Origin of the sequence: Xanthobacter sp. 126 (assembly GCF_000526175.1) — a bacterium.
GTDB classification, from domain to species: Bacteria; Pseudomonadota; Alphaproteobacteria; order Rhizobiales; family Xanthobacteraceae; genus Xanthobacter; species Xanthobacter aminoxidans.
The window spans coordinates 1,202,251-1,227,821 of sequence record NZ_JAFO01000001.1; the positions used below are offsets into that span (position 1 = coordinate 1,202,251).

Annotated in this window: 21 protein-coding genes; 3 read left to right on the plus strand and 18 right to left on the minus strand. The window is 68.7% G+C overall.

All coding sequences use genetic code 11. From position 1 onward, the window contains the following. Positions 1–15: 15 nt before the first annotated feature. The 5 genes from XAN126_RS0105670 to XAN126_RS0105690 all read right to left on the minus strand — a co-directional run bounded on the left by XAN126_RS0105670 (position 16) and on the right by XAN126_RS0105690 (position 3,781). A complete protein-coding gene (locus tag XAN126_RS0105670; protein ID WP_024277635.1) occupies positions 16–1,050 on the minus strand; it encodes a cyclase family protein in 1,035 nt (344 codons plus the stop codon). Positions 1,051–1,112: 62 nt separating this feature from the next. Next, positions 1,113–1,832: an SDR family oxidoreductase gene (locus XAN126_RS0105675; protein WP_024277636.1), complete on the minus strand. Its 720-nt coding sequence runs from the start codon at positions 1,830–1,832 to the stop codon at positions 1,113–1,115. After that, the gene (locus tag XAN126_RS0105680; protein WP_024277637.1) at positions 1,829–2,137 is read right to left on the minus strand and encodes a YciI family protein; all 309 of its coding nucleotides are present in this window, start codon (positions 2,135–2,137) and stop codon (positions 1,829–1,831) included. Before XAN126_RS0105680 ends, XAN126_RS0105675 begins: the two co-directional genes overlap by 4 nt. Before the next feature lie 23 nt (positions 2,138–2,160). Next, positions 2,161–2,436 carry a muconolactone Delta-isomerase gene (gene catC, locus XAN126_RS0105685; RefSeq protein ID WP_024277638.1) on the minus strand — a complete coding sequence of 92 codons (276 nt, stop codon included), beginning with the start codon at positions 2,434–2,436 and terminating at the stop codon, positions 2,161–2,163. A 121-nt stretch (positions 2,437–2,557) separates the two neighbouring features. Beyond that, positions 2,558–3,781, minus strand: coding sequence for an ABC transporter substrate-binding protein (locus XAN126_RS0105690; protein ID WP_024277639.1), 1,224 nt, complete (start codon positions 3,779–3,781; stop codon positions 2,558–2,560). 409 nt (positions 3,782–4,190) lie between these two features. Between XAN126_RS0105690 and XAN126_RS0105695 the strand changes: the two genes are divergently transcribed. Both XAN126_RS0105695 and XAN126_RS0105700 read left to right on the plus strand, forming a co-directional pair. After that, positions 4,191–5,201 (plus strand): 3-hydroxyacyl-CoA dehydrogenase, encoded by a 1,011-nt coding sequence (locus tag XAN126_RS0105695; protein ID WP_024277640.1) that lies wholly within the window; start codon positions 4,191–4,193, stop codon positions 5,199–5,201. Then, positions 5,198–5,995 (plus strand): IclR family transcriptional regulator, encoded by a 798-nt coding sequence (locus tag XAN126_RS0105700; RefSeq protein ID WP_024277641.1) that lies wholly within the window; start codon positions 5,198–5,200, stop codon positions 5,993–5,995. The genes XAN126_RS0105695 and XAN126_RS0105700 overlap by 4 nt, the downstream gene beginning before the upstream one ends. A gap of 28 nt (positions 5,996–6,023) precedes the next feature. Here XAN126_RS0105700 and XAN126_RS0105705 read toward each other — a convergent pair whose 3' ends face one another. The 12 genes from XAN126_RS0105705 to XAN126_RS0105760 all read right to left on the minus strand — a co-directional run bounded on the left by XAN126_RS0105705 (position 6,024) and on the right by XAN126_RS0105760 (position 22,023). After that, a complete protein-coding gene (locus tag XAN126_RS0105705; RefSeq protein ID WP_024277642.1) occupies positions 6,024–7,103 on the minus strand; it encodes a helix-turn-helix transcriptional regulator in 1,080 nt (359 codons plus the stop codon). Between the two features lie 272 nt (positions 7,104–7,375). After that, positions 7,376–8,515 (minus strand): aminomethyltransferase family protein, encoded by a 1,140-nt coding sequence (locus XAN126_RS0105710; RefSeq protein WP_024277643.1) that lies wholly within the window; start codon positions 8,513–8,515, stop codon positions 7,376–7,378. A gap of 19 nt (positions 8,516–8,534) precedes the next feature. After that, positions 8,535–10,250: an APC family permease gene (locus XAN126_RS0105715; protein WP_024277644.1), complete on the minus strand. Its 1,716-nt coding sequence runs from the start codon at positions 10,248–10,250 to the stop codon at positions 8,535–8,537. A 188-nt stretch (positions 10,251–10,438) separates the two neighbouring features. Further along, positions 10,439–11,410: an electron transfer flavoprotein subunit alpha/FixB family protein gene (locus tag XAN126_RS0105720; RefSeq protein WP_024277645.1), complete on the minus strand. Its 972-nt coding sequence runs from the start codon at positions 11,408–11,410 to the stop codon at positions 10,439–10,441. Continuing rightward, positions 11,410–12,204 carry an electron transfer flavoprotein subunit beta/FixA family protein gene (locus XAN126_RS0105725; protein WP_024277646.1) on the minus strand — a complete coding sequence of 265 codons (795 nt, stop codon included), beginning with the start codon at positions 12,202–12,204 and terminating at the stop codon, positions 11,410–11,412. Before XAN126_RS0105725 ends, XAN126_RS0105720 begins: the two co-directional genes overlap by 1 nt. A gap of 8 nt (positions 12,205–12,212) precedes the next feature. Beyond that, entirely contained in the window at positions 12,213–13,616 is a 1,404-nt protein-coding gene (locus XAN126_RS26855) for a hypothetical protein (RefSeq protein WP_155982225.1), read from the minus strand. A gap of 3 nt (positions 13,617–13,619) precedes the next feature. Beyond that, entirely contained in the window at positions 13,620–15,782 is a 2,163-nt protein-coding gene (locus XAN126_RS0105735; protein WP_029876762.1) for a heterodisulfide reductase-related iron-sulfur binding cluster, read from the minus strand. Positions 15,783–15,923: 141 nt separating this feature from the next. Then, a complete protein-coding gene (locus XAN126_RS0105740) occupies positions 15,924–18,131 on the minus strand; it encodes an FAD-dependent oxidoreductase (protein ID WP_024277649.1) in 2,208 nt (735 codons plus the stop codon). A 389-nt stretch (positions 18,132–18,520) separates the two neighbouring features. Further along, positions 18,521–19,657: an FIST N-terminal domain-containing protein gene (locus XAN126_RS0105745; protein ID WP_029876763.1), complete on the minus strand. Its 1,137-nt coding sequence runs from the start codon at positions 19,655–19,657 to the stop codon at positions 18,521–18,523. Positions 19,658–19,747: 90 nt separating this feature from the next. After that, positions 19,748–20,068 (minus strand): hypothetical protein, encoded by a 321-nt coding sequence (locus tag XAN126_RS0105750; protein ID WP_024277650.1) that lies wholly within the window; start codon positions 20,066–20,068, stop codon positions 19,748–19,750. Between the two features lie 63 nt (positions 20,069–20,131). Continuing rightward, complete coding sequence (locus XAN126_RS26860) at positions 20,132–21,427, minus strand: SpoIIE family protein phosphatase (RefSeq protein ID WP_024277651.1); 1,296 nt, start codon at positions 21,425–21,427, stop codon at positions 20,132–20,134. A 170-nt stretch (positions 21,428–21,597) separates the two neighbouring features. After that, entirely contained in the window at positions 21,598–22,023 is a 426-nt protein-coding gene (locus tag XAN126_RS0105760) for a potassium channel family protein (RefSeq protein WP_024277652.1), read from the minus strand. 268 nt (positions 22,024–22,291) lie between these two features. Between XAN126_RS0105760 and typA the strand changes: the two genes are divergently transcribed. Continuing rightward, a complete protein-coding gene (typA, locus tag XAN126_RS0105765) occupies positions 22,292–24,121 on the plus strand; it encodes a translational GTPase TypA (RefSeq protein WP_024277653.1) in 1,830 nt (609 codons plus the stop codon). Between the two features lie 231 nt (positions 24,122–24,352). On the opposite strand, the gene XAN126_RS0105770 is transcribed toward typA, so the two are convergent. After that, positions 24,353–25,456, minus strand: a complete 1,104-nt coding sequence (locus XAN126_RS0105770) for an NAD(P)/FAD-dependent oxidoreductase (RefSeq protein WP_024277654.1) — start codon at positions 25,454–25,456, stop codon at positions 24,353–24,355. Positions 25,457–25,571: the final 115 nt, after the last annotated feature.

Below are 25,571 nucleotides of genomic sequence, written 5' to 3' on the forward strand. Positions count from 1 at the left end.
GTCTCCTGTGGAAGATCACACGGTGGCGATGGGGGTGACGGGAGAGCCCACCGCGCCGGGCAGGCGCAAAGGAGGGGCGGTGAGGAGGAAGCGGCTGCGCTCGGCGGCGCGCAGGTGGGCGGCGAGGTCGGCGAGCCACCACAATTCGCCCAGCGGCACGCCGAGCCGGAACAGGCAATGGTGGTGCAGCGGCATGGCCGCCTGGGTCGTCGCGGCGAGGCGCTTCGCCGGCAGATGCTCCACCGCATAATTATCGGCAACAAGGGCCGAGATGCGGCTGTCCGAAATCCATTGCAGCAGGCGTGCGTCGCGGCCGTCGAGGGCGGCGCAGCTTTTGCCGAGGATGGCGCCGTCGGGGGTGCCATCCATCTCCATCACGACCTGCGTGAAGCCGGTGTAGAGGCACAAGATGTCGCCCTCCTCCACCGTTACGGCCTGCGCGTCCATGGCGCGCATGAGATCGTCATAGCCGACGAGGTGGCGCTCCCGGCCGAAGAGCGCGAGGAGATCCACCAGCACGCCGCGGCCCTGCACGCCGTGGACGGCGGCATTGTGGATGCCCAGCCGGTGCGCGCCGGAGGCGATGCCGCGCGCCTCGGCGTCGCGCGGGCCGACGATGTCGGCGCCGGCGCGGAAGCCGTTGTAATAGACCGGCTCGGGCCGGCCGTCCCCGCTCACGTCGAACAGCGCCCCCACATGGGCGAAGCTGTCCCACTGCGTGGAGTATTGCAGGCAGATCTCCACCTTGTCGTCGCTCACCACGTCCACGAGGCTGGCGTCTTCCGCGCAGAGCATGGCGTTGAAGCGCGGCGCCTCCTCAGTGCCGGTGGGCGTCAGCACGGGGGGAAGGCGGCGCGGGTTCAGCACGTTGCCGCCGGGCCGGTCGAGGGGCAGGCTGAGGCAGAAGGTGCGGCCCTCCTTCACCTCGGCCACGGCGGCGCGCACCTTGTCCGGGGTGATGAGGTTGAGGCGGCCGAGTTCGTCGTCCGGGCCGAAATCGCCCCAGGTGGAGCCTTCCGGCCGGCGGGCCCAGCGGGGATTGGACGGCATGGAAGTCTCCGTTGGGGTGAAGCCAGGGCGGCGCCGGAGCGAAGCTGCCGGTGCCAATGCGCTCAGACCGCGCCCTTGCCCACCGTGATGCCGCCGCAGACCGGCAGTGTCTGGCCGGTGATAAAGCCGGCCTCGTCCGAGAGGAAGAACGAAACCGCCTGCGCCACATCCTCCGGCGTGCCGATGCGACCCACGGGGATGGCCTCCACGATGGCGCGGGTGCGTGGCGCGTCGGGCGGGTTGGCGGCGGTGAAGAGGGGGGTGGCGATAGGGCCGGGCGCCACGGCATTCACGGTGATGCCGTCCTTGCCCAGTTCCAGCGCCCAGGTGCGGGTGGCGCCGAGCAGCCCCGCCTTGCTGGCGGCATAGGCGGTGCGCAATTCCTTGCCGTAGGCGGCGCGGCTCGACACGTTGACGATGCGCCCGAAGCGCGCCGCCCGCATGCCCGCGAGGAGCGCCTGCGTGGCCTGGATGGCGACGCCGAGATTGAGCCGCATGACGGCGGCGAAATCCGCGCCGGTGGTGTCGTCGAGGCTCGCCGGCCGCACCATGCCCACATTGTTGACGAGGCGGGTGACGGGGCCGTGCGCGAGGGCCTCCGCAAGGGCGGCGGCGGTCGCCGCCTCGTCCATGAGATTGACGGGAACGAAACGGGCGTCGAGGTCGGCGGGGGGCGGCTCACGGTCCAGCACCACCACGGCGCGGCCGGCGGCCAGCTCCTGCCGCGCCACCGCGAGGCCGATGCCACCGGCGCCGCCGGTGACGAGGGTGCGCGGGCTCATTTCGCCTCCGGCAGATAGCAGACGCTGTCCACATAGGCTTTACGCCAGCGCTGGATCTGGACGCGCTCGAACAGGCCGGCGGTGAAGAAGGGATCTGATGCGATGAAGGCTTCCGCCTCCGCCCGCGTCTCCAGCGCCACCACATAGAGCCCGCCGCCAGCGGCGTTGCCGTCATCATCCAGCTTGGCGCCGCAGGCGAGCAGCAGGTGCTTGTGCGCATCGAGGAAGGCGAGGTGGGTGTCGCGCACCTGCGTGCGCAGGTCCAGCGTGCCGGGCTTGTCGAAGGTCTCGATCATGTAGGGCATGCGGCGGTCTTTCGGGCGCGGCTTCAGATGGCGGAGGGGTGGCGCGCCAGCGGCGTCACCTTGATGTCCATGAAGGGGAAGAGCGGGAGGGAGGAGAGGAGCGTGTGCAGTTCGTCTACGCTCTCAACGTCGAAGATGGAGACGTTGGCGTAGCGGCCGGCGATGCGCCAGAGGTGCACCCACTTGCCCTGCCGCTGGAGATCCTGCGCATAGGCCTTCTCCGCCGCCTTGATGGCGTCCGCCTTCTCGGCCGGAAAGTCGTGGGGAATGTTCACCTGCATCTCGACATGGAACAGCATGGTCTTCGCCTTCTGGACGGCACAAAGCTGAGGAAAGACCCCGGGCGCCCGCGCTGCAAGTGCGCGCAGGCGCCCGAGGGCGCGCCGAAACCGGGGAGGAGACGGCCCGGCGCGCGCGAGACTACTTCTTCACCAGCGGGCAGGTGCTGTCGCTGAGCGGCTGGAAGGCTTCGTCGCCCGGGATCACGCGGACGATCTCATAATAGTCCCACGGGCCCTTGGACTCCTTCGGCGACTTCACCTTGGCGAGATACATGTCGTGCACCATGCGGCCGTCGGGACGGATCTTGCCGTTCTTGGCGAACATGTCGTCGATGGGCAGCTCCCGCATCTTGGCGATCACCTTCTCGCCCTCGTCGGTGCCGGCGGCCTCGGCGGCCTTCAGATAGTGCAGCACCGAGGAATAGACGCCGGCATGCACCATGGTGGGCATCTTGCCGTTCATGCGCTGGGCGAAGCGCTTGGAGAAGGCGCGGGTCTTGTCGTCCGTGTCCCAGTAGAAGCCGGTGGTCAGCACCATGCCCTGCGCGGCTTCAAGGCCCACCGAGTGGATGTCGGTGAGGAACAGCAGCAGCGCCGCCAGCGTCTGGCCGCCCTGGGTGATGCCGAACTCGCGCGCCTGCTTGATGGTGTTGATGGTGTCGGAGCCGGCGTTCGCCATGGCGATGATCTTGGCGCCGGACGCCTGCGCCTGGAGCAGGTAGGACGAGACGTCGGACGTGCCGAAGGGATGGGCCACCGAGCCCTTCACCGTGCCGCCCTTCTCCTTCACGATCTTGGCCACCTGGTTTTCCAGGTCGTGGCCGAAGGTGTAGTCGGCGGTGATGAAGTACCAGGTCTTGAAGCCTTCGCTCACCAGCGCGTTGCCGGTGCCGGCGGCCAGCGAATAGACGTCATAGGTCCAGTGCAGGCCGGTGGGCGAGCAGGCCTTGTTGGTCAGCGACATGGATGCCGCGCCGGAATTGATGTCGACCTTGCCCTTCTCCTTGGCCACCTCGCGCACCGCGAGCGCCGCCACGGAGCCGTTGATGTCGAAGATGGCGTCCACGTCCTGCGTGTCATACCACTTGCGGGCGGTGGCGGAGGCGATGTCGGCCTTGTTCTGGTGGTCGGCGGAGACCAGCTCGACCGGCTTGCCGTTGATGGGCTTGCCGAAGTCCTCGATGGCCATCTTCGCGGCTTCCACCGAGCCCGCGCCGGCGAGGTCCGAATAGGCCCCGGACATGTCGGTGAGCACGCCGATCTTCACGCCGCCGCCGGCATACTGGGCGGCCGCGGGGCCTGCCATCATGGCGCTGGCGAGGAGCGCGGCTGCGAAGGGCGCCGCGAGGGCCTTGGTCTTCATGTTTCCTCCTTGGGGGTGAAAGGCGCGCCGGTCAGGGCGTCTGGATGGCTAGGCGCGACAGGGCTCCCACCGGATTCTGCGGGCCAAAGGGGCCCGAGGTGCCGGCCGGCAGAAGCGGGGCGTCATTGCGAATGAGGGCTTCCGCCACGGCGTACGTCCGGATCAGAATTTGTGCGAATAGCGAACTTTTATGCGCCAATTCGTACGGCGCAGGCGCCTCCAGCGTCAAGCAGATTCCATGCTGCACCTGCTAACGAAAGCTTGGTTTTTGAATGCTTCTTGTTCTGACGTCTCGCGTCTCGGCGATCTCACTGATGGCGCCGGGCTGGAGATTGCCGAGCATGCTTGCCTTCCATTTTTGTTCGCATTACGAACTAATAATGTCGTCTACGCACGGAAGGGGCACTTAATGACCGAAGGCCGGAGCGGTCCCGTCACCTTGGTGGGCGGTGGCAGCATGGGGGTGGGCTGGGCCATCGTGTTCGCCCGGGCGGGGCTCGAGGTGCGGGTCCACGACGCCTCCGCGGACGTGCGCCGTGGGGTTCTGCCCGCCGTGGCCGAGCGCCTCGCCGCGCTCGCGGCGCATGGTCTCCTCGACGAAGCGCCACGGGACGTGATGGTCCGGGTGAGGGTGGTCGATACTCTCGCCGATGCGCTCGACGGCGCCGTTCATGTGCAGGAGAGCGTGCCCGAACGGCTCGACCTGAAGAGGGAGCTGTTCCGCGCCATGGACGAGATGGCGCCGCCCGATGCGGTGCTGGCCAGCTCCACCTCCTCGCTGCCGGCCTCCGAATTCGCGGAGGATCTTCCCGGCCGTGCACGCTGTCTTGTCGCCCACCCGGCCAATCCGCCCCATCTCCTGCCCATCGTGGAGATCGTGCCGGCGCCCTTCACCGATCCCGCCGCCGCCGAACGCACCCGCGCGCTGATGGCGCGCGCCGGGCAGGTGCCGGTGGTGCTGAAGCGCGAGGTCAACGGCTTCATCTACAATCGCCTGCAGGGCGCCGTGCTGCGCGAAGCCTACTGGATGCTGGAACAGGGCATCGCCGACGTGGCCGACATCGACCGGGTGATGACGTCCGGCCTGGGGCTTCGCTGGTCCATCGTCGGGCCGTTCGAGACGTCGGATCTCAATTATCGCGGCGGCCTCGCCGAGCACGCCCGCCGGATGGGCGAGCGCTACCGGCAGATGGGGGCCGAGCGCGGCCAGCCGGAAGGGTGGAGCGAGGCCCTCGTCGCCCATGCCACGGCCGAGCGGCGGGCGCTGCTGCCGCTGGAGGACTGGGAGGCCCGCGTCGCCTGGCGCGACGAGCGCCTGATGGCGGCCCGCGGGGCGGAACACAAGGCGGCTGGGCAGGCCAACGTCGCCCCCTATAATGCGCCGGCAGGATCGACCGCCGCCGGCGGGGAGGGCGCATGACGACGGGCGAGGTGCTGGAGCGCGCCGGAGGGGCGGGCGAGGACAAGGACTATGTCCAGTCCCTCGTGCGCGGCCTCGAGGTGATCCGCGCCTTCAGCCAGTACAAGCCCCGCATGACGCTCAGCGAGGTGGCCCAGCACACCGGCCTGACCCGCGCCGCCGCCCGCCGCTTCCTGCTCACTCTGGTGCGCGAGGGCTATGCGGAGACGGATGGAAAGCTCTTCGCCTTGCGCCCCAAGGTGCTGGAGCTGGGCTTCGCCTACCTGTCCTCCCTGCCCATGTGGGAGGTGGCGCAGCCTGTCATGCGCGACGTGGTGAACACGCTGCAGGAATCCTGCTCCCTCTCGGTGCTGGACGGGGACGACATCGTCTATGTGGCCCGCGTGCCCACGGCGCGGGTGATGACCATCGGCCTGTCCATCGGCTCGCGCCTGCCGGCCTTCTGCAGCTCCATGGGCCGGGTGCTGCTCTCCGGCCTACCCCCCGCCGAACTCGCGGTGTTCTACGACCGGGTGCGGATCGAGAAGCGCACGCCCCGGACGGTCGCCACCATGGTGGCACTGAAGGAGGCGGTGGAGAATGTGCGCCGGCAGGGCTGGGCGCTGGTGGACCAGGAGCTGGAACTCGGCCTGCGCTCCATCGCGGTGCCCGTGCGCAACCGCCGCGGCGAGGTGCTGGCGGCGCTCAACGTCTCCACCCATGAGGGCCGCTCCTCCATCGAGGCGATGCGGAGCCAGTTCCTGCCGGTGCTGCTCGACGCCGCCCAGCGCATCTCGGCCGCCCTGTCGCAATAGGGTACTGTCGCAATTGGGGCCCGGGGCCTCACCGCGCCCCGATGGACTGCATGACGTGCTTGACGAGCGCGCGCTCGGAGCCGACGCCGGCCTTGCGGTACATGCGCAGCCGGCAGTTCTTGATGGTGCCCTTGCTGAGGCTGAGCTTCTGGGCGATCTCGCCGGTGGTCTGCCCGTTCATCAGAAGCAGCAGGATCTCGCGCTCACGCGGCGTGAAGATGCCGAGGGCGTCCTCCAGCAGGCGGTCGGGATCGTCCTCGACCCCGCGCTGCGGCGCATCGAGCACATACATGCGTCCGCCCGGCGCGAGCGGGAAGTCGCGGTCGAAGACCTCCACCTTCACGGTCAGCGGGCCTGCCGCATGGATCGTCCCGCCCGGCGCCACGCGCAGGGCCTCCACCGCGTCGCCAAGGGCAGGCGTGCGCCGGACGGCGTCGCGCCAGGCGTCATTGGCGAAGACATCCACGCCGAAGCGGTCCTCGATGAGGGTGGGGCGGGTGATGAAGCCCTCCACCTGCGTCCCGCGCGGGTTGCGCAGGTCGTTGAACAGGGCGCCGAGGTGGGAGCGGTGGAAGCCCTCCAGCATGGGGAAGATCAGCCGCGCGCGCTCGATGTCGGTCGGCGAGAAGCGGCCCGTCTCCCGCTCCAGGAATAGGCCGAAGCAGCAATGGCCGACGGTGGAGAAGAACATGCCCAGCTCGTCCGAGATGCTGGCCAGCGTCTGGAATACCTTGTGGTACATGTCCCAGGAGCGGCCGGGCGAGCCCACGTCGTTCAGCATCAGCACGCCGGGACTGCCGTTCTTTCTCCAGTATTCGGAGAAGGGGTCCACCGACGAATAGAGGTTGGTGTAATAGGCGACCACGTCGCTCGCCACGTCCTTGGTGTAGAGCACATCCGGCGGTGCCACGCGCGAATAGCGGATGATCCAGCAGGCATCGTGGTTGATGGCGGCGCCGGCGAGTTCCACCAGTTCCCGGTGGAAGCGGTCCGAGCCGATCACGCGGGCCACCTCGCCCACGCGCGCGAACCATTCCGGACTGTTCAGGCGCACGGCGCTGTAGCGGGCAGGCTGGGCAGCGGGCCGGGGTTGATCGGCGTCGACCATCGCAACATGCCCCAACGGATTCGCCACGCACGAAATTCTTGTTGCGGCGAATAAAGCCCAAGCTTCGGTGCTTGGCAATTCTGGGGGGTGAGCGAAGGGACCATCGTGGGACTCGCTTCAGAAAAATGGGGCCGGCCGAAACCGGCCCCAAGGGGTAGGGCCGGAGAGCGCGATTGGGACGGAACGCTCTCCGGCGAGCGCCCAGGGGGGAAGCTCCTCGGAGGAAGCCCGGAGAGAACCCTGGGGCACGACGGCCTGAGGTGGCTAAGGTTTCAGGCCGTACGTTCTTCAAGCGGATGGGTGCGCAGGCGCAGCGGGTCGTAGAAGGGCGTCTTCACCACCCGCGCCGCGAAGGTGCCGTCGGCACCGCGGACCTCCAGCTCGGTGCCGCAGGAGGCGAGCTCCGGCACCACATGGGCGAGGGCGAGGGAGCGCATGAGGTAGCGGCTGTAGGCGGTGGAGTTCACGAGCCCCACTTCCTTGCCGTCCCGGAACAGCTTGGCGCCGGGTTCCACGGCGGCGTGGTGGTCGATCTCGACACCCACCTGCGCCACCCGCTCCTGCCCCTTGCGGCGCACCAGCGCGTCGCGGCCGCGGAAGGCGGGCTTGGACAGGTCCACAGTCCAGCCGAGGCCCACTTCCCACGGGGTGGTGTCGCCCTGCGGCATGTCATAGGGGAAGAACAGCAGGCCGCCCTCCACCCGCACCACGTCGAGGCAGGACCAGGAGACCGGCATGGCCCCGACCGGCTTTCCGGCCGCGAGGATGGCGTCCCACAGGGCCACGGCATCGGCCGCCGCGCAGAACACCTCGTAGCCCCGCTCGGCGGAATATCCGCCCCGGGCGATGGACACCGGACGGCCGAACAGCGTCGTGCGCTGGTGCCCGAAATAGGGCAGGGTCTCCAGCGCGAACGGGGTGTTCGGGTTGAGGATGTCGAGCGCCTTCGGCCCCTGCAGGGACATGATGTGGACGTCGTTGTCCTTGGTGAAGGTCACGTCCCGGCCTGCCGCGACGCCGGGCAGGATGTCCTCCAGCGAGCCGCCGCCGTGGGAGATGCGATAGGCATTCGGCCCGTCGCAATAGATCAGCACGTCGTCGATGAGCGAGCCGTTCTCGTCCACCACGCTGGTGAGCGAGGAGGCGCCGGGCGCGATCTTGGAGATGTCCGAGGTGCACATCTCGTTCAGCACGGCGAGGGCTTCCTTGCCCGCCACGTCGATGATCCGCAGCGCGGAGACATCGAACAGGCCGGCGGCGGTGCGCACCGCGATGACCTCGTCATAGGTGTCGCTCGCGTAGTTCTGCGGCACCGGCATGTCGTTCCAGGAAGCCTCGAAGGCAGTGCCGAGCGCGCGGTGGCGGTCGGACAGCGCGGAGAGGCGCGAGAAGGCGGAAAGTCCCTGTGTCATCCTGCATGTTCCTTGCGGATCAGAGGTGGAAGAAGAGGTCGGAGAGGATCACCACCGCGATGCCGGCGATGAGCGCGAGGTAGGGCAGGATGCCGGCGCGCTTCTGGGTCTTCGTGCCGTCGCCGACCTGCAGGTCCTCGAAGGTCTCGTGCGGGAACTTGCCGCCGTCCTGCACATAGTGCCGGAAGATGAAGACCGGGATGATGAGGGCGGCGGTGATGAGACCGGCCCACAGCGCCACCGGGTTCCACACCTTGGCGCCGGCGCCCATGAAGACCGCATTGGCGAAGGCGAACACGGTGCCGAGCACGAGGAGGAAGGTGGGGGCCTTGTAGGGCCGCGCCACATGCCCGGAATCGATGCGGTGGATCCAGCCCGAGTTGAGGTTCAGGAAGTTGAAGATGATGTAGCCGACATTGGCCACCGCCAGCACGAAGAAGAAGCTGGTGGCATCGGCGCAGGCGATGGCGAGCAGGACGAGGTTGAACCACAGGTCCGTCCACATGGCCCGCGTGGGCGCGCCGTGCTCGTTCACATGGCCGAGGAAGCGCGGCAGCCAGCCGTCCACGGCGCCCTGGTAGAGGGTGCGCGAGGAGCCCGCCATGGCCGTCATGATGGACAGCATCAGAGCGAGGATCATGAGCATCACGAGGGCGCTCTCGACGATCTTGCCGCCGCCCACCATGTGCGCCAGCGCCTGGGCGACGCCGGAGCCGTCCACGATGGCCGGGTCCAGCATTCCGGTCAGTCCCAGCGCGCCCTGGAAGGTGAAGGGCACGAGGATGAACAGCGCGAGGCACAGGAGGCCCGAGTAGAAGATGGCCTTGAAGGTGTCCTTCTCGGGATTGCGGAACTCGCTCGTGTAGCAGACGGCGGTCTCGAAGCCGTAGGTGGACCAGGCGGCGATGAACAGGCCGCCGAGCACCAGCGTCCAGCCCGGAATGTTCCAGCTGCCGGGATCGGCCGCGCCGGCGGCGGCGAGCGGCACCAGCGGCGAGAAATTCCCCCAGTCCACCTTGCCGGTGAGGATCGGCACAAGGCCGACGATGATCATGGGAATGATGACCGAGAGGCCGATCCACTTCTGCACGCTGGCGGTGCCCATGATGCCCCGGTGCTGGATGGCGAACACCACCAGCATCAGCGTCGCGCCCACGAAGAAGGAGGCGTTCAGGGAGAAGGAGACGGGGCCGATGGCGTGGGAGAACAGCGTCCAGTCGCGCACCGCAGGCGTCAGCGCCGCCACCGCGGCGGCGGCCCTCTCGGCATCGGTGCCGGTGAGGGTGGTGGCGTGGGCGGCGATCCACTGCGCCACCTCCGCGCTGTTCACCGCCGGGATGGGGGCGAAGGCGTTGAGGATGTAGGCGGCGGCGATGGTGCAGCCGAGCGAGAGCACCGGGCTCCAGGCGAACCAGTTGCACCACACCGAGAGCGGCGCCACCAGCTTCACGTAGCGCACCCAGGCGGCCGCGCCATAGATGGAGGCGCCGCCCGACTTGTTCGGGAACAGGCCGGCGATCTCGGCATAGATGAAGGACTGGATGAAGCCCATGCCGATGGAGATGGCCCAGACGAGGAAGGAGAGCGTGCCGGTGGTGCCGGCGATGCCGCCGATGGAGAAGAGCACGAGCGCGGGCACGCCGCTCGCCACCCAGAAGGCTCCGGTCCAGCTGATGGAGCGGTGCAGCTTCCCGTCACCCTCCGTTGTCGCGTGAATATTGGTTATCGTCGTCACGGTATCCTCCCTTGCCCGGTGCTTCGGGGCGACGGCGTGCGTGCCCGGCCCGGATGGTGTCTGTCGTCACCCTTGCGGCGCTTCCGACGAAATCGGAGGTCGCTCTTCTTGCCTCTGGACGCGATCGTCATGGCCGGGTGCCGGGACCGATTTGGCGCTCGGTCCCGGCCCGGAGTTTCAGCTTCGTTCTACTGGATGCCCTTCTGCTTCCTCAGCTCCTCGGCGATCTCCAGCATGTCGCCGACGATGCCGTAGCGGGCGATGGTGAAGATGGAGGCCTCGGGGTCCTTGTTGATCGCCACGATGTTCTCCACGTGCTTCATGCCCCACTGGTGCTGCACCGAGCCGGAGATGCCCATGGCGATGTAGAGGCTGCACTTGGCCGCCAGCTGGCCGGACTGGCCCACCTGACGCGCCTTGGGCAGCCAGCCGTTGTCGGCGATGGGGCGCGAGCAGCCGAGCGTGGCGCCGAGGCCGTCCGCCAGCTCCAGGAACTGCGCCACGTTCGCCTCGTCACCGACCCCGCGGCCGATGGAGAGGATGAAGGGCGAGCCGGGGATGTCGATGCCACCGGAAGCCGGCGGATCGCGCCAGTCCAGGTGCTTGCTGCGTGCCGCGCCCGCACCCGCGTCGAGCGCGGAAACGGTGGGGCTGGCCGCCGCCGTCTCCGGCGCGAAGGCACCGCCGCGCAGGGTGAGGAGCACGCCGGTGCGGCCGGGAAAGTCGATCTCCACGAAGACCTTCTCGTTGTAGCCGGCGCGCGTCGCCACCACCTGTCCGTCCTCGACCGCGACACCGAACACGTCGGTGGCAAAGCCGAGGCCCTCGCCGATGGCGACGGCGGGGGCGAGGGAGAAGCTGTCCACGCTGTGCGGCATCAGCACCAGCGCGGGTGAGCGCTGGGCGATGACGGCGCGCAGCACCGCCTCGTAGACGTGCGGCTCGTAGGTCGCCGCATCGGGGCGGGCGACGGTGATGACCTCGTCCACCGCGCCGACGCTGACGGCCGACACCAGGGGGGCGGGATCGGCCGCGATGACGAGGACAGTGACGGGACCGCCGAGGGCGGCCTTGAGCGTGCCGGCGGCACCGATGGCCTCCAGCGTGGCATCGCGCAGGGTGCCGCGCCGGTGCTCGGCCAGGATGAGAATTCCGGACATCAGCCGTTCACCTCCGAAATGATCTCCAGGAGACGGGCCACCTGCTGGGAAGGCGTGCCCGCGATGATCTCGCCGCGCCCGCGCTCGGGCACGAAGATGCGCCGCACCCGGCTCAGTGCGCCGGCGCCGCCGATCTCGGCATCGGCAAGGCCGACATCGCGGGGCGTCAGGCACTCGATGGGCTTGGCGTTGGCCTGCTTGATGGAGCGCAGGGAGGCGTAGCGCGGCGTGTTGATGCCGAGCTGGATGGTGAGCACCGCGGGCGTCTCCACCTCGATGCGCTCCACCAGACCGCCCTCGAGTTCCCGCTCCACCTGGGCGATGGCGGCGCCGGGGGTGAAGTCGAGCTTCGAGACCACCGCCGTGCGCGCCCAGCCGAGCAGCGCCGCGACCGACATGCCGGTCTGGGCATTGCCCTGGTCGGCGGATTGCGCGCCGCACAGCACGAGGCCGGGCTCCTCGTTCTCCGCCACCTTGGCGATGACGCGGGCGATGGCCACGCGGTCCGCCTCTTCGAGCCCCGCATCGTCCACGCGGATGGCGCGGTCGGCGCCCTTGGCGAGGGCCTTGCGCAGCACGTCGTCGGCATCGTCGGGGCCGATGGTCAGCACCACCACCTCGACGGAGCCCTCGGGCGCGGCTTCCTTGATCTGGACCGCCGCTTCCAGCGCGTATTCGTCGAATTCGTTGAGGTCGAACTCGCAGAAATCCGGGTCGACGTCGCGGCCATCGTCGCGCAGCTCGAATTCGTCATCGAGCGAGGCGACGCGTTTCACCGGCACGAGTATCTTCATGGGTGTCCTCACGGCTGTGGGAAGGTTTCGAGGTGCCTGCGTGCGGCGTGTCCGGCGGCCGCTGCGTGGGTGACGGCGCGCTTGCCCGCCGCGAAGCGCACCTGCGGCGCGCCGTCGTCGGCTGAGCCCCAGGCATCCGCCACCGGAAGGTTCGGATGGCGGACGGCAAAAGCGCGGTTGAGGGGATAGGGATCGTCCAGCAGCAGGCGCAGGGCCGCGGCGGGCGCATCCGGATTGAGCGCCACCGCGCGGCGCACGTCCGCCTGCTTATGCCGGGCGAGGCGGCGGAGCGCGGCTTCCCGCGTCTGCGGATTGCGGGCGACGGCGGAGGCCACATCCTCCCCGTCCTCCCGTTCCAGGGCGCGCAAGGCCTCGGCCGGAAGGTCGGGGCGGCAGGCCACGGCAGCGCGCACCCATTCATCGCCATCGCGGGCGAGGGTCGCGAGCACGTCGGCTGGACAGGCCGGATTGCGGCCGGCGGCATGGCGCACCCGCGCCTCGGCATCGCCGCCCAACTGTTGGATCAGGCCAGCGGGCAGCGCCGGATTGCGGGCGAGCCAGACCCGCACCCACACGTCGCCGTCGCGGGAGAGGGCTTCCGCCAGATCCTCCGGCAGGGCCACATGGCGGGCCTGGGCGCGGCGCACCCGCACATCGCCGTCATCGGTCAAAGCCGGTTCCTGGCCCTCCGCATGAAGGCGCAAGGCCTCTGCGCGGACGGCCGGATCGCTGTCGCCCATCAGCGCCTGACGCAGGCTCGGCGGCAGCACGGGATTGGATGCCGCCCGGCGGCGGATGGCGGCATCGGCATCGACGCACGCATCGGCCACCTGCGTGAGCGGACAATGGGGGTGCGCCACCGCCTCGGCGCGCACCACGGCATCGCCGCCCGCGAGCAAAGTGCGCAGCAGCTCCGCGTCCGCCTGCGGATGGCGGGCGAGGGCGGCGCGCTCCGCGGCGTCCGCGTGGTCCAGCAGGGCATGGAGGGCGACGGCCGGCGTTCCGGCATTGCGCAGCAGCGCGGCGCGCACGGCGGCATCCGCATTCATGGCGAGGCCGATGAGCGCCACCGCCGGCGTGTGGGCATGGGCAGCCAGCGCTGCGCGGGTCGCCGCATCGTCCATCTGCCGCGCCAGCCGCAGCAGCGTCGAGCCTGATGTGGCCGGGTTGCGCACGATGCGCTGGAGGATGGCGGGCCGGTCCTCGCCGGCGAGGAGGGCGAGGAAGGCCGGCGGCGCGAAGGGCAGCGCGCCAAACACCAGCTTCAACCGCGCGTTCGAGAGCAGCAGCCGCGCCAGCGCCGCCTGCGCCCACTCCGCGCCCTCCGCCCCATAGGCGGGGAGTGCGAGATAGGCGTCGCCACGGGCGATGAGCGCACCCGTCAGCGCGGCCATGTTTGCTGGCGCGCGCATCGCTCAGCCGACCTCGGCGGGGGCGGGGAGGAGGGCGGGTTCCTCGGGCTCCAGCGCCTCGGCGAGCAGCTCGGTCAGCTCCAGCACACGGAAATTGCGCTCGTTGCCGGTCGTCTTCACCGCGTCCTCGAGCATGGTCATGCACTTGGGGCAGTTGACCACCAGGGCGTCGAGGCCATGGATCTCGGCGGCTTCCCGCGCGCGGATCTCGCCCACCTTGGTGGTGCCGGGCGGATCGGGGACCCATACCCGGCCGCCGCCACCGCCGCAGCAGAAGGAATTGTCGCGGCTCTTGCCCATCTCCACCAGCTTCACGCCGGTAGCCGCGAGCAGCTCGCGGGGGGCGTCATAGCCCTTGTTGAGGCGGCCCAGGTGGCAGGGGTCGTGATAGGTGACGGTGAAGTCCAGCTTGCGGGCGGGGGTGATGCGCCCGTCCGCCATCAGCTCCTTCAGGAAGGCGCTGGCGTGGCTGACGTCATAGGTGCCGCCGAGGTCGGGATATTCGTTCTTCAGCGTGTTGAAGGAGTGCGGATCGGTGGTGACGATGCGGTTGAAGCTGCAATCGCCGAGCGTCGAGATGTTGCCTTCCGCGAGCTGCTGGAACAGGCCCTCCTCGCCCACGCGCCGCACGTCGTTGCCGGCCGTGGTCTCGCCCTCGTAGAGGATGCCGAAGTCGATGCCCGCGGAATGGAGGATGCGGGCAAAGGCGCGGCTGACCTTCTGGTTGCGCGGGTCGAAGCTCGCATAGTCGCCGACGAACCAGAGCACATCCACGGGCTCCTTGCGCGCGTCCTTGATCTTGAATGGCAGGTCCTTCGTCCAGTTGGGGCGTTTGCGGCGGCTTTCGTTGAAACAGTTGCCGGTCTTGTTCACCGCCCCGAGGGTGCGCTGGAGCGCCGGGTCCATCTCGCCTTCATCCACCAGCGTGCGGCGGAGCATGTTGATGAGCGGCACGTGCTCCACCCCCACCGGGCAGATCTCCGTGCACGCGCCGCACTGGCGGCAGGACCACAGGGTCTCCGGCCTATATTCGCCGGTGGCGAGGCCGATCAGCGGTGTGGCGCAGCCGGCGGCGCGCGGCTTGGGCAGCACCTCGCCGAGATGAGTGTTGGCCTGCTCGCGCAGCGTCAGCACCACGTCGCGGGGGGAGAGCGGATAGCCGGCGGCGCGCGCCGGGCAGGCCTCGTGGCAGCGGCCGCACTTGGTGCAGGCGTCCGCCTGGACGAGATAGCGGCTCGCAACGTCGCCCAGTTCGCGATAGCCGATGCGGTCGGCATCGAGATCGCCCAGCGGCAGGTGGCGGATGGCGTCGGGATTGCGCAGCAGCCACGAGGCGGCGGCGGTGAAGATGTGCTTCGCCTTGGTGTAGGGAATGAGCGCGATGAAAGTGAGCGCCAGCACGCCGTGCAGCCACCACAGCCCCATGCGCAGGGCGCCCGCGCCGGCGCTGGTGAAGCCCAGCGCCTTCAGGCCGGCGGCGATGGACGCGCCCACCGGGGCCCACCAGCGCGTGTCCCACACCGCCGGATCGTTCTGGAGCCACACCATGCGGGCGCCGGAGAGCAGGAAGCCGGTGATGCCGATGAGCAGGAGGGTCCACAGGAAGGCCCAGTCCTCGATCCGGTAGCGCTCGCGGGAGAAGTCGGCGTCCTGCGGCGTGCGGTCGGGCCGGGCATAATCGAGCTTCGGCGGCTTCAGCCAGCCCCGCCGCCACATCATGTAGAGGAGGCCGCAGATGAAGCCGGTGCCGGCCAGGGTCATCGTGAGCTTGAACAGCAGGTAGAAGGGACCGTGCCAGAACTCGAGGCCGATGAGCGGGCCGAGAATGTCTTCCTGCAGGGTGATGGTGGCGGTGCCGATGAACAGCAGCGCGAAGCCGTAGAAGATGAAGGCATGGAGCCGCCCGGCCGCGGTGTCGCGCCGGCGCAGCGTGCGATGGGAGGCGATGGTCTTCGCCGTGTCGAGAAGCCTGCGGCCGATGTCGCCCCAGGCGAGGCGCGCGCCCCGGCGGCCGGCGCGATACTTGTGAACCTGGGCATAGACGCCCCAGGCGAACGCCGCCATGCAGCCGATGGCATAGACATAGAAGATCGCGAGCATCCAGGGCGAAAAATCCTGGAACAGGATGCGCGTGACCTTGGATGGATCGATGCCGCTCGGAATCATGTGCTGCTCGCCCTCTGATCTTTTTCTTGGCTGTGCTCATGCGAATGCCCGTGCCGGCCGAGGGATTGGACCCCGACGACGGCGGGCATGCGGGGCGCGTGATCTGCCGCGCCCCGCCCGCTCTGACCAGGACGAGGGGAACTAGCCCTGGTAGCGGATCTCGTAGGAGCCGCCCGGCTGGTAGGGCGAGCCGTAGACGGCGGCTTCGCGCCGGTAGGGCTTGGGCTCCTGCGGGTTCGCCTCTTCGATCTCGCGGGCAAGGCGCTGCCCGTCGAAGGTGGCATCGGCGATGAGCTTGGGCGCCCAGGCGTCGCCGATCACGTACACGCCCTTGATGCCGCGGGCGTCCCACTCGCCGGAGCGCGCCTTGAGGGCCCGGAACAGGGCATCCTCGGAGCGGCGGGCGGTGACCAGCACGAGGGTGTCGTACTCGTGCCAGGCGTGGGTGGTGTTGGCGCTGCGCGGCATCTTGCCGGGGCCGGTATAGACGCGCTTATGCCCGTCGCCCCAGAGGTTGTAGAGCTCGATCCGCCCGTCTTCCACGCGGCTCGCCCAGGTGCTGGAGAGCACGTTGATGTGCAGCTCGTGCAGCATGCGGTGCATGTTCGGCGCTTCAAGCGTGAAGTGCATGTAGCGACCGAGTTCCACGCCCGACGCCACCGTCACCTGATGCCCTGCCTCCGCCAGCTTCTGCGCGAGGCTCGGGGCCATGTAGTAGGGGTCGGCATTGAGGATCATCACCCGCTTGCCGATGGGCTTGGTGCCGAGGATGACGTCTTCCGGCGTCAGCACATTGGCGCGCGGCGTGCCTTCCAGGCCCGGGATGGGCGCGTGGGTGAGGCAGTTGGTGCCGTCCGTGACCCAGTGGGCGCCGGTGGCGATCACCACCTTGTCGGCGCCGTAGGAGAGCACGTCCTCCACCGACAGCTTCTTGCCGCCGAGGGCGATCTGGCTGTCGCGGTTGCGCTTCACCAGCTTGCCGAGCTGCACTTCACGATAGTCGCGGTGATAGCTCCACTCGCCGAGGCCCGGCAGGGTCGCGACTTCGTTCACATAGCCGCCGACCTTCTCGGCGCTGTCCACGAGATGGACCACATAGCCGCGCTCCATGAGCACGCGGGCGCACTCGGAGCCGGAGGGGCCGGCGCCCACCACCAGGATGGCGTCGTCCGAGCCTTTCTTGGGGAAGCGCTCGGGATGCCAGCCGCGGCGGAATTCCTCGCCGGCGGTGGCGTTCTGGGTGCAGATCATGGGCGGGCCGCCGATCTCCCAGCGGGAGATGCAGACGTTGCAGCCGATGCAGGTGCGGATGTCGTCGAGACGACCGTCGCGGATCTTCTCCGGCAGGAAGGGATCGGCGATGGAGGGGCGGGCGGCGCCGATGACGTCCAGCTCGCCGTTGCGGATGACCTCGACCATCTTCTCCGGATCGGTGAAGCGGCCGACACCCAGCACGACCTTCTTCGAGGCCTGCTTCACGAACTTCTGCCAGGAGAGCTGGTGGCCCTGACGGTAGAAGCGGGACGGACCGGCATCCTCGCCCCACTCGGCGATGTCGCCCACGTTCACGTCCCACAGGTCGACGAGGTCGTCGGCCAGCTCGACGAACTTGAGGCCGTCGCGCTCCACCTCGATGCCGTCCTCGCCGATCAGCGTATCGACAGCGAAGCGGGTGGCGATGGCGCATTCGGAGCCCACGGCCGCCTTCATCTGCTCCAGGGTCTCGACCCAGAAGCGGGCGCGGTTCTCGAAGCTGCCGCCGTACTTGTCGGTGCGCTTGTTGTAATACTTGGAGAGGAACTGCAGCGGCAGGTAGGAGTGCGCGCCGTAGCAATAGATGATGTCGAAGCCGGCATCGCGGGCGCGGCGGGCCGCCTCTACGTAGAAACCCTGCACACGACGAATGTCGTCGTGGTCCATCTCGTGGCAATAGGTGAGGGATTCGAACTCGGAGGCATACTGGCTCGGGCCGCGCGCGGTCTGGCGCGTCTCCATGCACGGGGCGTGGGCGCCGCCGTACCACAGCTCGACGCCCGCGAGCGCGCCGTACTTATGGATTTCCGAGGTCATCGCGGCGAGGTTGCGCACGTCACCTTCGTCCCAGATGCGGGCGGAGACGCGGTGCGTGTCGTCCGATTCCGGGTGGATGGAGCAGTATTCCGTGTTGAGGGCCGCCCAGCCGCCTTCGGCCTTGATGGAGCGGTGCGCGGCCTGGAAGCCGGGTTTGTCGGAACCGGCGCCGATGCAGTGCGGCACCTGGTAGAAGCGGTTCCGAAGGGTTTTCGGCCCGATTTTGATGGGCTCGAAAAGAATATCGTATTTGCTGACACCCAGCGTTTCGTGCGTCATCTCAACTCCCCGTAAATAATCCGGAAGGCAGGCGTGTGACGACCGGATCTCTTCGCCGAAAAAGACAAACAGAAGGCTCTGCGCGCACGGATGCGCACATCAAGACTGTCGCTTCTCGATGAAGAGCTTGCTTGTCTGTTCCCGGTCGTTTTCTTATTGGGATAACTCTAACGCGCCGGGCCATGTCTCCGGCAATAGTGCCAAATGGCACTATCGTGACATGCGGCACTGCAAAATCCGGCGGGTCTGCTATAGGGCGGCCGGGCTGACGTTAAGGCATATCGGGGTGCCGGGCGCGCGGGCGCGAGCCGAAACCCGGCCTCTGCCAAGGGTTCCGCGCTGCGGCGTTCCTTCGTCGGGATGCTCTGGGGGGGCGGCGCGCGCGGCCGTCAGGTGAAGAGCGTGAGCACGCCGGTGTAGCCGTAGAGGTGGTGGCGGGCGATCTCGCCGCCGGCGAAAAAGCCGATGAGCGGCACGGGACCGAGGGCCTCGCGCACCATGGCGAACTCCGCGCTGGGCGCACCGAAATGCGGGCCTCCGCGGCCGGAGCAGCTCACATAGAGCGCGCCGCGGGCGCCGCCGGCGGCTTCGGCCTGCGCCTTCACCTCGGCGACGATGCGCAGGAGATCGTGGCGCGCGGCCTCCGCGTTGCGCTTGCAGAAGGCGAGCCTGGTGCCGGCCTCCAATTGCTCCGCCACCACCAGCACCCCGGCCTTGCGGCCGACGCCCACGAGGTGGCGCACCTGCGTGTCTGTGCCGAAGCTACCCGGTGCCGCGCTTGAATCCTCGCCCGGCGAAACCAGCCCGACGAGCGTCTGGCCGAGTTCGAGGCGGAGCTGGTCGTCGGGAAGATCGGCAGGCAGGCCGAGGTCCTCCATCGCGCAGTCGAGGGCGCGTCCGCCATCGAGAGTGACGAGGTAATTGCCTTCGGCACGGTCGATGGTCCGTTTGGGGCCGATGGGCTGGCAGCCCTGGGTGACGCGGGACCGCACCGGCACCTCGGGTCCGAAGGCGACGCCCGACACCCCGCCGAGCATCACGTCGTCGGCGAACAGCAGAGGCTGGTTGCGGGCGGAGGACAGGCCGCCGAACAGGTAGCCGGTGAGGGTCTGCCCGGCCAGGGACTTGAGCCGCTCGGGCAGGTCCGGCGTGCCGCCATCGGCATGGACGAGGGCGGTGAAGGGCTCGAACCCGTCCGCGCCGAGCGGTTCCAGATCGGAGAATACGCGGAAGCCGTCGGGCGGAATGTCGGCCAGCATGAGCGCCATGCCGGGCGCGTCGAAATATTCCACGTCGGCCGCCGCGACTCCGACCCCGATGGTGCCGACCCAGCGCACCGACGGCAGGCCCGCCTTCAGGGCCTCCATGATGTTTCCGGCGGCGCCGGTGTAGCGGTCGGAGAGATAGCACCAGCCGAGCGTCGGCGGCGGCTTGTCCGCCAACTGGGCATGCAGCTGGCTCCAGCAGGAGCCAAGGGCGACCTGCCAGTCGGTATTGCCGGCGTGGGCGAAGGAGAACTGGCTCATGGGCGGGTTTCCGCGCAATGCGTCCGGATGCGGACACGGAACTGAGGATCGTGCGCCGGACGAAGCAATCGGCGTGCCGCGCCGTCCCGCTCAGACCACGGGGGAGCGCATCCCGTCGCCGAGCACCGCCTGCACGTCGGTCAGGATGCGGCGGAATTCCTCGTCCACCCGCCGCTCGAAGGCGAAGGCGGCATCGGCCTCAAGGCCCGCGTCCTCATGAGCGTCGTGGAAGGTCAGCGTCTGGCTGACAGCCTCCATGAGGGCGAGGCGGAGGGTTTCGTCCCGCGCCATCAGCTGCAGAGCCAGCACCAGCAGCTTGCGGTGGGCTGCCGTGGCAATGTCCAGCTCCAGCGGCGTTCGCGCCGGCAGGCCGTCCAAAGCCGTCGGGTGTGTGCTGTCCTCATGGGCCATGGCCGTCCTCCGCTCGCTCGGCCCCCTTCGGGCAACACGCAGGGCGGGGGCGAGGTTCCGCGATCAGCGCGGGCCGAGCGTCACCGCCAACGCGGTCATGTCGTCGAACTGGGGGGCCGTGTCGGCCCACCGGGTCGCGGTGTCGAGCAGGCCGGTGATGAAGGTCGTGGCCGGAAGATCGGGCGCTGCCGCAAGGGCGGCCTGCGCGGCGGCTTCGAGCCGGGCCTCGCCGAATGCTTCTTCCGCCGGGTTGAACGCGTCGGTGAGGCCGTCCGAGAACAGGAACAGGCGATCCCCGGGGGCGAGGGACACGGTCGCGGCACGGGTGCGGGCACCCTCCATCATGGCAAGGGCCGGGCCGGTGGCAGCGGGCCGCTCCAGCCCTCCGTCGGCGCGCAGGATCATGCAGTCCGTATGGCCGCAATTGCAGTAGGTGAGGAGGCCCGTGTCCAGGTCGATGACACCGCAGAACAGGGTGACGAACATGTCCTCGCCATTGGTGGCGCAGAGCAGCTCGTTCACCCGCGCCACCGCGACGGCCAGGTCCGGCTCGCTCCTGAGCACCATGCGCAGCGCGGTCTGGGTGGCGCTCATGAACAAGGCGGCGGGGGTGCCCTTGCCGGCGACATCGCCCAGCGTCACCACCAGCCGGCGGCCATCAATGAGGAAATAATCGTAGAAATCGCCCCCCACGTCCTTCGCCGGACGCATGGCGGCGAAAATGTCCGCCTGCCCGGCCAGCGTCTCCGCCGGCAGGGGCGGGGGCAGCATGGCGCGCTGGATGGCGGCGGCGTTGGCCATTTCCCGCCGCTCGGCCGCCCGGCTCATGATCGCCTCGGCGAGACGGCGGAAGGAGTGGGAGAAATCCACCATTTCCGGCAGCGGATTGCGCAGGTCGTCGAGCAGGGCGAGGTCGAAGTTGCGCCGTTCCAGCGCATTCAGGGCGTTGGCGTAGAAGCCGAAGACCTGGTTGAAGGTCTCGAAGCGGCGGCCGAACTGGCGCATGACGGCGGAGAGAAGATCGGGATGCACCCGCCCCGCTGCCTCCAGCGCCTCGGCGGACAGCCGTACCGCGCGGATGGGGGTGAGGGCATCCACATGGGCGGTGCGGGCGACGCCGGTGAAGGCGGCGATCTCGCCGATCACCGCTGGCGCCTGCAATTGGGCGAGCTGGACGTGCTCGTAGGGCGTGTCGATGGTGACGACCGCCGTGCCCTCGAAGACGAGCAGGGCGAACGTGCCGATATCGCCCCGGCAGAGCAGGCGGGTGCCGGCAGCGACATCCATTCGCTCGCCGCGAGCGATCAGGGCGGCCAGCGCCTCCAGCGGAAAGCCGGCGAAATAGGGATGACGCGCCATCACCTGCGCGGCCGCCGGGGCGGCCGGCGCCGTTCCGCCCGGAACCGTCGGGTCCGGTCTCTGATGCTGTGATGCTCCTGGTACCATGGTCCGCGTGCGCCCCTCACGATAAACCACTATAGCGCAGCCGGGGCGGGACGCTCTTACCTCAAACGCGGGACGGCGCGGCTCTACTTGATGTGCAGCTGGGCGATGGCCCGCGACAGCACGGAGAACAGAACGGCGGTGGACCAGCCGAACAGCAGCATGCCGTTGGCCGCCGTCATCGGCCCGAGGATGCGCCAGGGCCGGGCCGGGATGAGGTCGCCGTAGCCGAGCGTCGTGAAATTGACGAAGGCGAAATAATAGATGTTGTCGGGCTCGGTGGCACCGGTGAGCGCATAGAGCTGCGCCCACACCATCACCTCCACGAGGTGGAAGACGGTGAGCAGCGTTCCCGAGGCCGCCATGACGACGACGAGTGTCTCGATCTTGCGCCGTCCGCTGAGGTGCTGCGCAGCGATACGCACCATCTTGATGACGACGACGGTACCCAGGGCCTGGATCGCGATGGTGATGATGCTCACCAGAAGGCCCGCAGCGAATGCTCCGTCCATCAACATCCCCATCGCTCTCCGCATTCGGTGGGTGCGCACCCGCCAACCAGCGTGATGGACCAGCGCGGACGTGGCAGCAAGGGGCGCCGAGGCCTTGCGTTCAAGGGCTTTGCGGCGTGGTGCCGGCGCGGTTCCGAGAGGGCCCGGTGACATGGCCGCAGCGCCGGCGCATTGATCTTGATCGGTTTGTGTGTATTTTGCGCCGCAAAATACCCCTTTCCCGGCGGGCCCGAACCATTCGGACCCGCGTTTTCGTGCTGGACCCTCCATGAAGCTGCGGAACATCGCCATCATCGCCCACGTCGACCACGGCAAGACCACGCTGGTGGACGAGCTGCTGAAGCAGTCGGGGTCCTACCGCGAGAACCAGCGCGTGGCCGAGCGCGTGATGGATTCCAACGATCTGGAAAAGGAGCGCGGCATCACCATCCTCGCCAAGGCCACCTCGGTGGTCTGGAAGGACACGCGCATCAACATCGTGGACACCCCCGGCCACGCCGACTTCGGCGGCGAGGTGGAGCGCATCCTGAACATGGTGGATGGTGCCATCGTGCTCGTGGACGCGGCCGAAGGCCCCATGCCGCAGACCAAGTTCGTGGTCGGCAAGGCGCTGAAGATCGGCCTCAAGCCCATCGTCGCCATCAACAAGGTGGACCGCTCCGACGCCCGCCCGACCGAAGTCATCAACGAGGTGTTCGACCTGTTCGCGGCGCTCGACGCCACCGACGACCAGCTGGACTTCCCCATCCTCTACGGCTCCGGCCGCAGCGGCTGGATGGCCGACAGCCCGGAAGGCCCCATGGACCAGGGCATGGCGCCCCTGTTCGATCTGGTGCTGAAGCACGTGCCCGAGCCCACCGTGGACGACGGCCCCTTCCGCATGATCGGCACGCTGCTGGAAGCCAACCCCTTCCTCGGCCGCATGATCACCGGCCGCATCACCTCCGGTTCCATCAAGCCGAACCAGGCCATCAAGGTGCTGGCGCAGGACGGCACACTGGTGGAGCAGGGCCGCGTCTCGAAGATTCTCGCCTTCCGCGGCATCGAGCGCCAGCCCATCGAGGAAGGCGTGCAGGGCGACATCGTCGCCATCGCCGGCCTCTCCAAGGGCACGGTGGCCGACACCTTCTGCGCGCTCGAAGTGACCGAGGCCATGGCGGCCCAGCCCATCGATCCGCCCACCGTCACCATGTCGTTCATCGTGAACGATTCGCCCCTCGCCGGCACCGAGGGTGACAAGGTGACCAGCCGCGTCATCCGCGACCGCCTGTTCCGCGAGGCGGAAGGCAATGTGGCGCTGAAGATCGAGGAATCCACCGAGAAGGATTCCTTCTTCGTCTCCGGCCGCGGCGAGTTGCAGCTCGCCGTGCTGATCGAGACCATGCGCCGCGAGGGCTTCGAGATCGCCGTGTCCCGTCCCCGCGTGGTGTTCCAGAAGGACGAGGCGACGGGCCAGGTGCTGGAGCCCATCGAGGAAGTCCTGATCGACGTGGACGAGGAATATTCCGGCACCGTCGTCCAGAAGATGAGCGAGCGCCGCGCCGAGATGATCGAGATGCGCCCCTCCGGCGGCAACCGCCAGCGCCTCGTCTTCTACGCTCCCACCCGTGGCCTCATCGGCTACCAGTCGGAGCTGCTCACCGACACCCGCGGCACGGCCATCATGAACCGGCTGTTCCACGAATACGCGCCCTACAAGGGCGAGATCGCCGGCCGCACCAACGGCGTGCTCATCGCCAATGCGGCGGGCGAGGCGGTGGCTTACGCTTTGTGGAACCTCGAAGATCGCGGCCCGATGATGATCGAGCCCGGCTGGAAGGTGTACCAGGGCATGCTCATCGGCGTGCACAACCGGGATAACGACCTGGAAGTGAACGTGCTGAAGGGCAAGCAGCTCACCAACATCCGCACCACCTCCAAGGACGAGGCGGTGCGCCTGACCCCGCCCATCCGCATGACGCTGGAGCGGGCGCTGGCGTGGATCCAGGACGACGAGCTGGTGGAGGTGACGCCCAAGTCCATCCGCCTGCGCAAGCGCCTGCTGGACCCCAACGACCGCAAGCGCGAGGAGCGCAAGAAGGAAACCGAGTTGGCCTGACGGCCGCCCGCCTTCGGATCTTGAAAAGGGCAGCGGTTCCGACCGCTGCCCTTTTTGTTTGGGGGCGCCTGCCGTCTGGCGCGCGGGCGTGGGGGACTCCCTATCCCCTTGCGGAAGAGGGTTGGGGTGAGGGGTATGGTGCCTTTTGCCCAGAAGGCTGGTTTTTACCCCGGCAGCCCCCTCACCCCCGGCCCCTCTCCCGCAAGGGGAGAGGGGTGGTTCTCGTGGCCGCTATCCCAGCGCCACCTCCACCACCCGCTCCGCGATGGGGAGGCAGCTCGTCAGCCCCGGCGATTCGATGCCGAAGAGGTTCACCAGCCCCGGCACGCCGTGCACCGCCGGCCCCTGGATGACGAAATCGGGCGCGCGCCCGTCCACGCCGGGGATTTTCGGGCGGATGCCGGAATAGCCCGGCGCCAGATCCTCTTCCCGCACATCCGGCCAGTAGCGGCGGATGGAGGCCATCATGGTCGTCTTGCGGATGGGATCGACCTCGTAGCGCCGCTCGCTCACCCATTCCACATCCGGACCGAAGCGCCCTTGCCCGCCGAGATCGAGGGTGAGGTGGGTGCCGAGGCCGCCCGCTTCCGGCACCGGATAGATCAGGCGGGAGAAGGGCACCTTTCGCAGGCAGGTGAAGTAATTGCCCTTGGCCATGGTCTCCTGCGGTACCAAGTGGGCGGGCATGCCGGAGATGGCGCGGGCGAGCGCCGGGGCATCGAGCCCGGCGGCGTTGATGAACAGGCGGCAGGCGAGCGTCATGGGCTCCGGCCCGCCGGTGGTGAGCACGATGCCGTCCGCCCGCGCCTCGGCGGCCACGATGGGGGAGGAGAGGGCGAGCATCCCGCCGGCCGCCTCCATGTCGCCGAGCAGCGCCAGCATGAGGCCGTGGGAATCCACGATGCCGGTGGAAGGCGAATGCAGCGCCGCGTGGGCCGAGAGCGCCGGCTCCAGCGCCTGCGCCTCCGCGCCGCTCAGCATTGTCAGATCATCGACGCCGTTGGCCGCGCCGGTCTTGGCCAGCTTTTCCAGATAGGCGACTTCTTCCGGCGTGGCGGCGACGATGAGCTTGCCGATGCGCTTGTGCCCCACCCCGTGGCTTTCGCAGAAGGCGTAGAGCAGCGCCCGGCCGCGCACGCACAGCTCGGCCTTCAGGCTTAAGGGCTCATAATAGATGCCGGCGTGGATCACCTCGGAATTGCGCGAGGAGGTGCCGGTGCCGATGGCGTCCGCCGCCTCCACCAGTACCACTTCCCGGCCCGCCAGCGCCAATGCGCGGGCGATGGCGAGGCCTACCACGCCTGCGCCGGCGACGATGCACTCGACCTGATCCATGCCGCTCTTCCCGTGATCCGCGGCCGGTACCATAGCGCAGGCCGGGCCTGCGGGGAGCGGCTTCCTGGAAGTGCTCCAGCCAGCAACTAGTTGCTATCGGCCGGAGGGCCCGCGA

What these genes read in the sequence shown, in the direction of transcription:
- XAN126_RS0105670 (WP_024277635.1), bottom strand. Translation starts at nt 1,050, where the DNA reads ATGCCGTCCAATCCCCGCTGGGCCCGCCGGCCGGAAGGCTCCACCTGG.
- XAN126_RS0105675 (WP_024277636.1), bottom strand. Translation starts at nt 1,832, where the DNA reads ATGAGCCCGCGCACCCTCGTCACCGGCGGCGCCGGTGGCATCGGCCTC.
- XAN126_RS0105680 (WP_024277637.1), bottom strand. Translation starts at nt 2,137, where the DNA reads ATGCCCTACATGATCGAGACCTTCGACAAGCCCGGCACGCTGGACCTG.
- catC (WP_024277638.1), bottom strand. Translation starts at nt 2,436, where the DNA reads ATGCTGTTCCATGTCGAGATGCAGGTGAACATTCCCCACGACTTTCCG.
- XAN126_RS0105690 (WP_024277639.1), bottom strand. Translation starts at nt 3,781, where the DNA reads ATGAAGACCAAGGCCCTCGCGGCGCCCTTCGCAGCCGCGCTCCTCGCC.
- XAN126_RS0105695 (WP_024277640.1), top strand. Translation starts at nt 4,191, where the DNA reads ATGACCGAAGGCCGGAGCGGTCCCGTCACCTTGGTGGGCGGTGGCAGC.
- XAN126_RS0105700 (WP_024277641.1), top strand. Translation starts at nt 5,198, where the DNA reads ATGACGACGGGCGAGGTGCTGGAGCGCGCCGGAGGGGCGGGCGAGGAC.
- XAN126_RS0105705 (WP_024277642.1), bottom strand. Translation starts at nt 7,103, where the DNA reads ATGGTCGACGCCGATCAACCCCGGCCCGCTGCCCAGCCTGCCCGCTAC.
- XAN126_RS0105710 (WP_024277643.1), bottom strand. Translation starts at nt 8,515, where the DNA reads ATGACACAGGGACTTTCCGCCTTCTCGCGCCTCTCCGCGCTGTCCGAC.
- XAN126_RS0105720 (WP_024277645.1), bottom strand. Translation starts at nt 11,410, where the DNA reads ATGTCCGGAATTCTCATCCTGGCCGAGCACCGGCGCGGCACCCTGCGC.
- XAN126_RS0105725 (WP_024277646.1), bottom strand. Translation starts at nt 12,204, where the DNA reads ATGAAGATACTCGTGCCGGTGAAACGCGTCGCCTCGCTCGATGACGAA.
- XAN126_RS26855 (WP_155982225.1), bottom strand. Translation starts at nt 13,616, where the DNA reads ATGCGCGCGCCAGCAAACATGGCCGCGCTGACGGGTGCGCTCATCGCC.
- XAN126_RS0105735 (WP_029876762.1), bottom strand. Translation starts at nt 15,782, where the DNA reads ATGATTCCGAGCGGCATCGATCCATCCAAGGTCACGCGCATCCTGTTC.
- XAN126_RS0105740 (WP_024277649.1), bottom strand. Translation starts at nt 18,131, where the DNA reads ATGACGCACGAAACGCTGGGTGTCAGCAAATACGATATTCTTTTCGAG.
- XAN126_RS0105745 (WP_029876763.1), bottom strand. Translation starts at nt 19,657, where the DNA reads ATGAGCCAGTTCTCCTTCGCCCACGCCGGCAATACCGACTGGCAGGTC.
- XAN126_RS0105750 (WP_024277650.1), bottom strand. Translation starts at nt 20,068, where the DNA reads ATGGCCCATGAGGACAGCACACACCCGACGGCTTTGGACGGCCTGCCG.
- XAN126_RS26860 (WP_024277651.1), bottom strand. Translation starts at nt 21,427, where the DNA reads ATGGCGCGTCATCCCTATTTCGCCGGCTTTCCGCTGGAGGCGCTGGCC.
- XAN126_RS0105760 (WP_024277652.1), bottom strand. Translation starts at nt 22,023, where the DNA reads ATGGACGGAGCATTCGCTGCGGGCCTTCTGGTGAGCATCATCACCATC.
- typA (WP_024277653.1), top strand. Translation starts at nt 22,292, where the DNA reads ATGAAGCTGCGGAACATCGCCATCATCGCCCACGTCGACCACGGCAAG.
- XAN126_RS0105770 (WP_024277654.1), bottom strand. Translation starts at nt 25,456, where the DNA reads ATGGATCAGGTCGAGTGCATCGTCGCCGGCGCAGGCGTGGTAGGCCTC.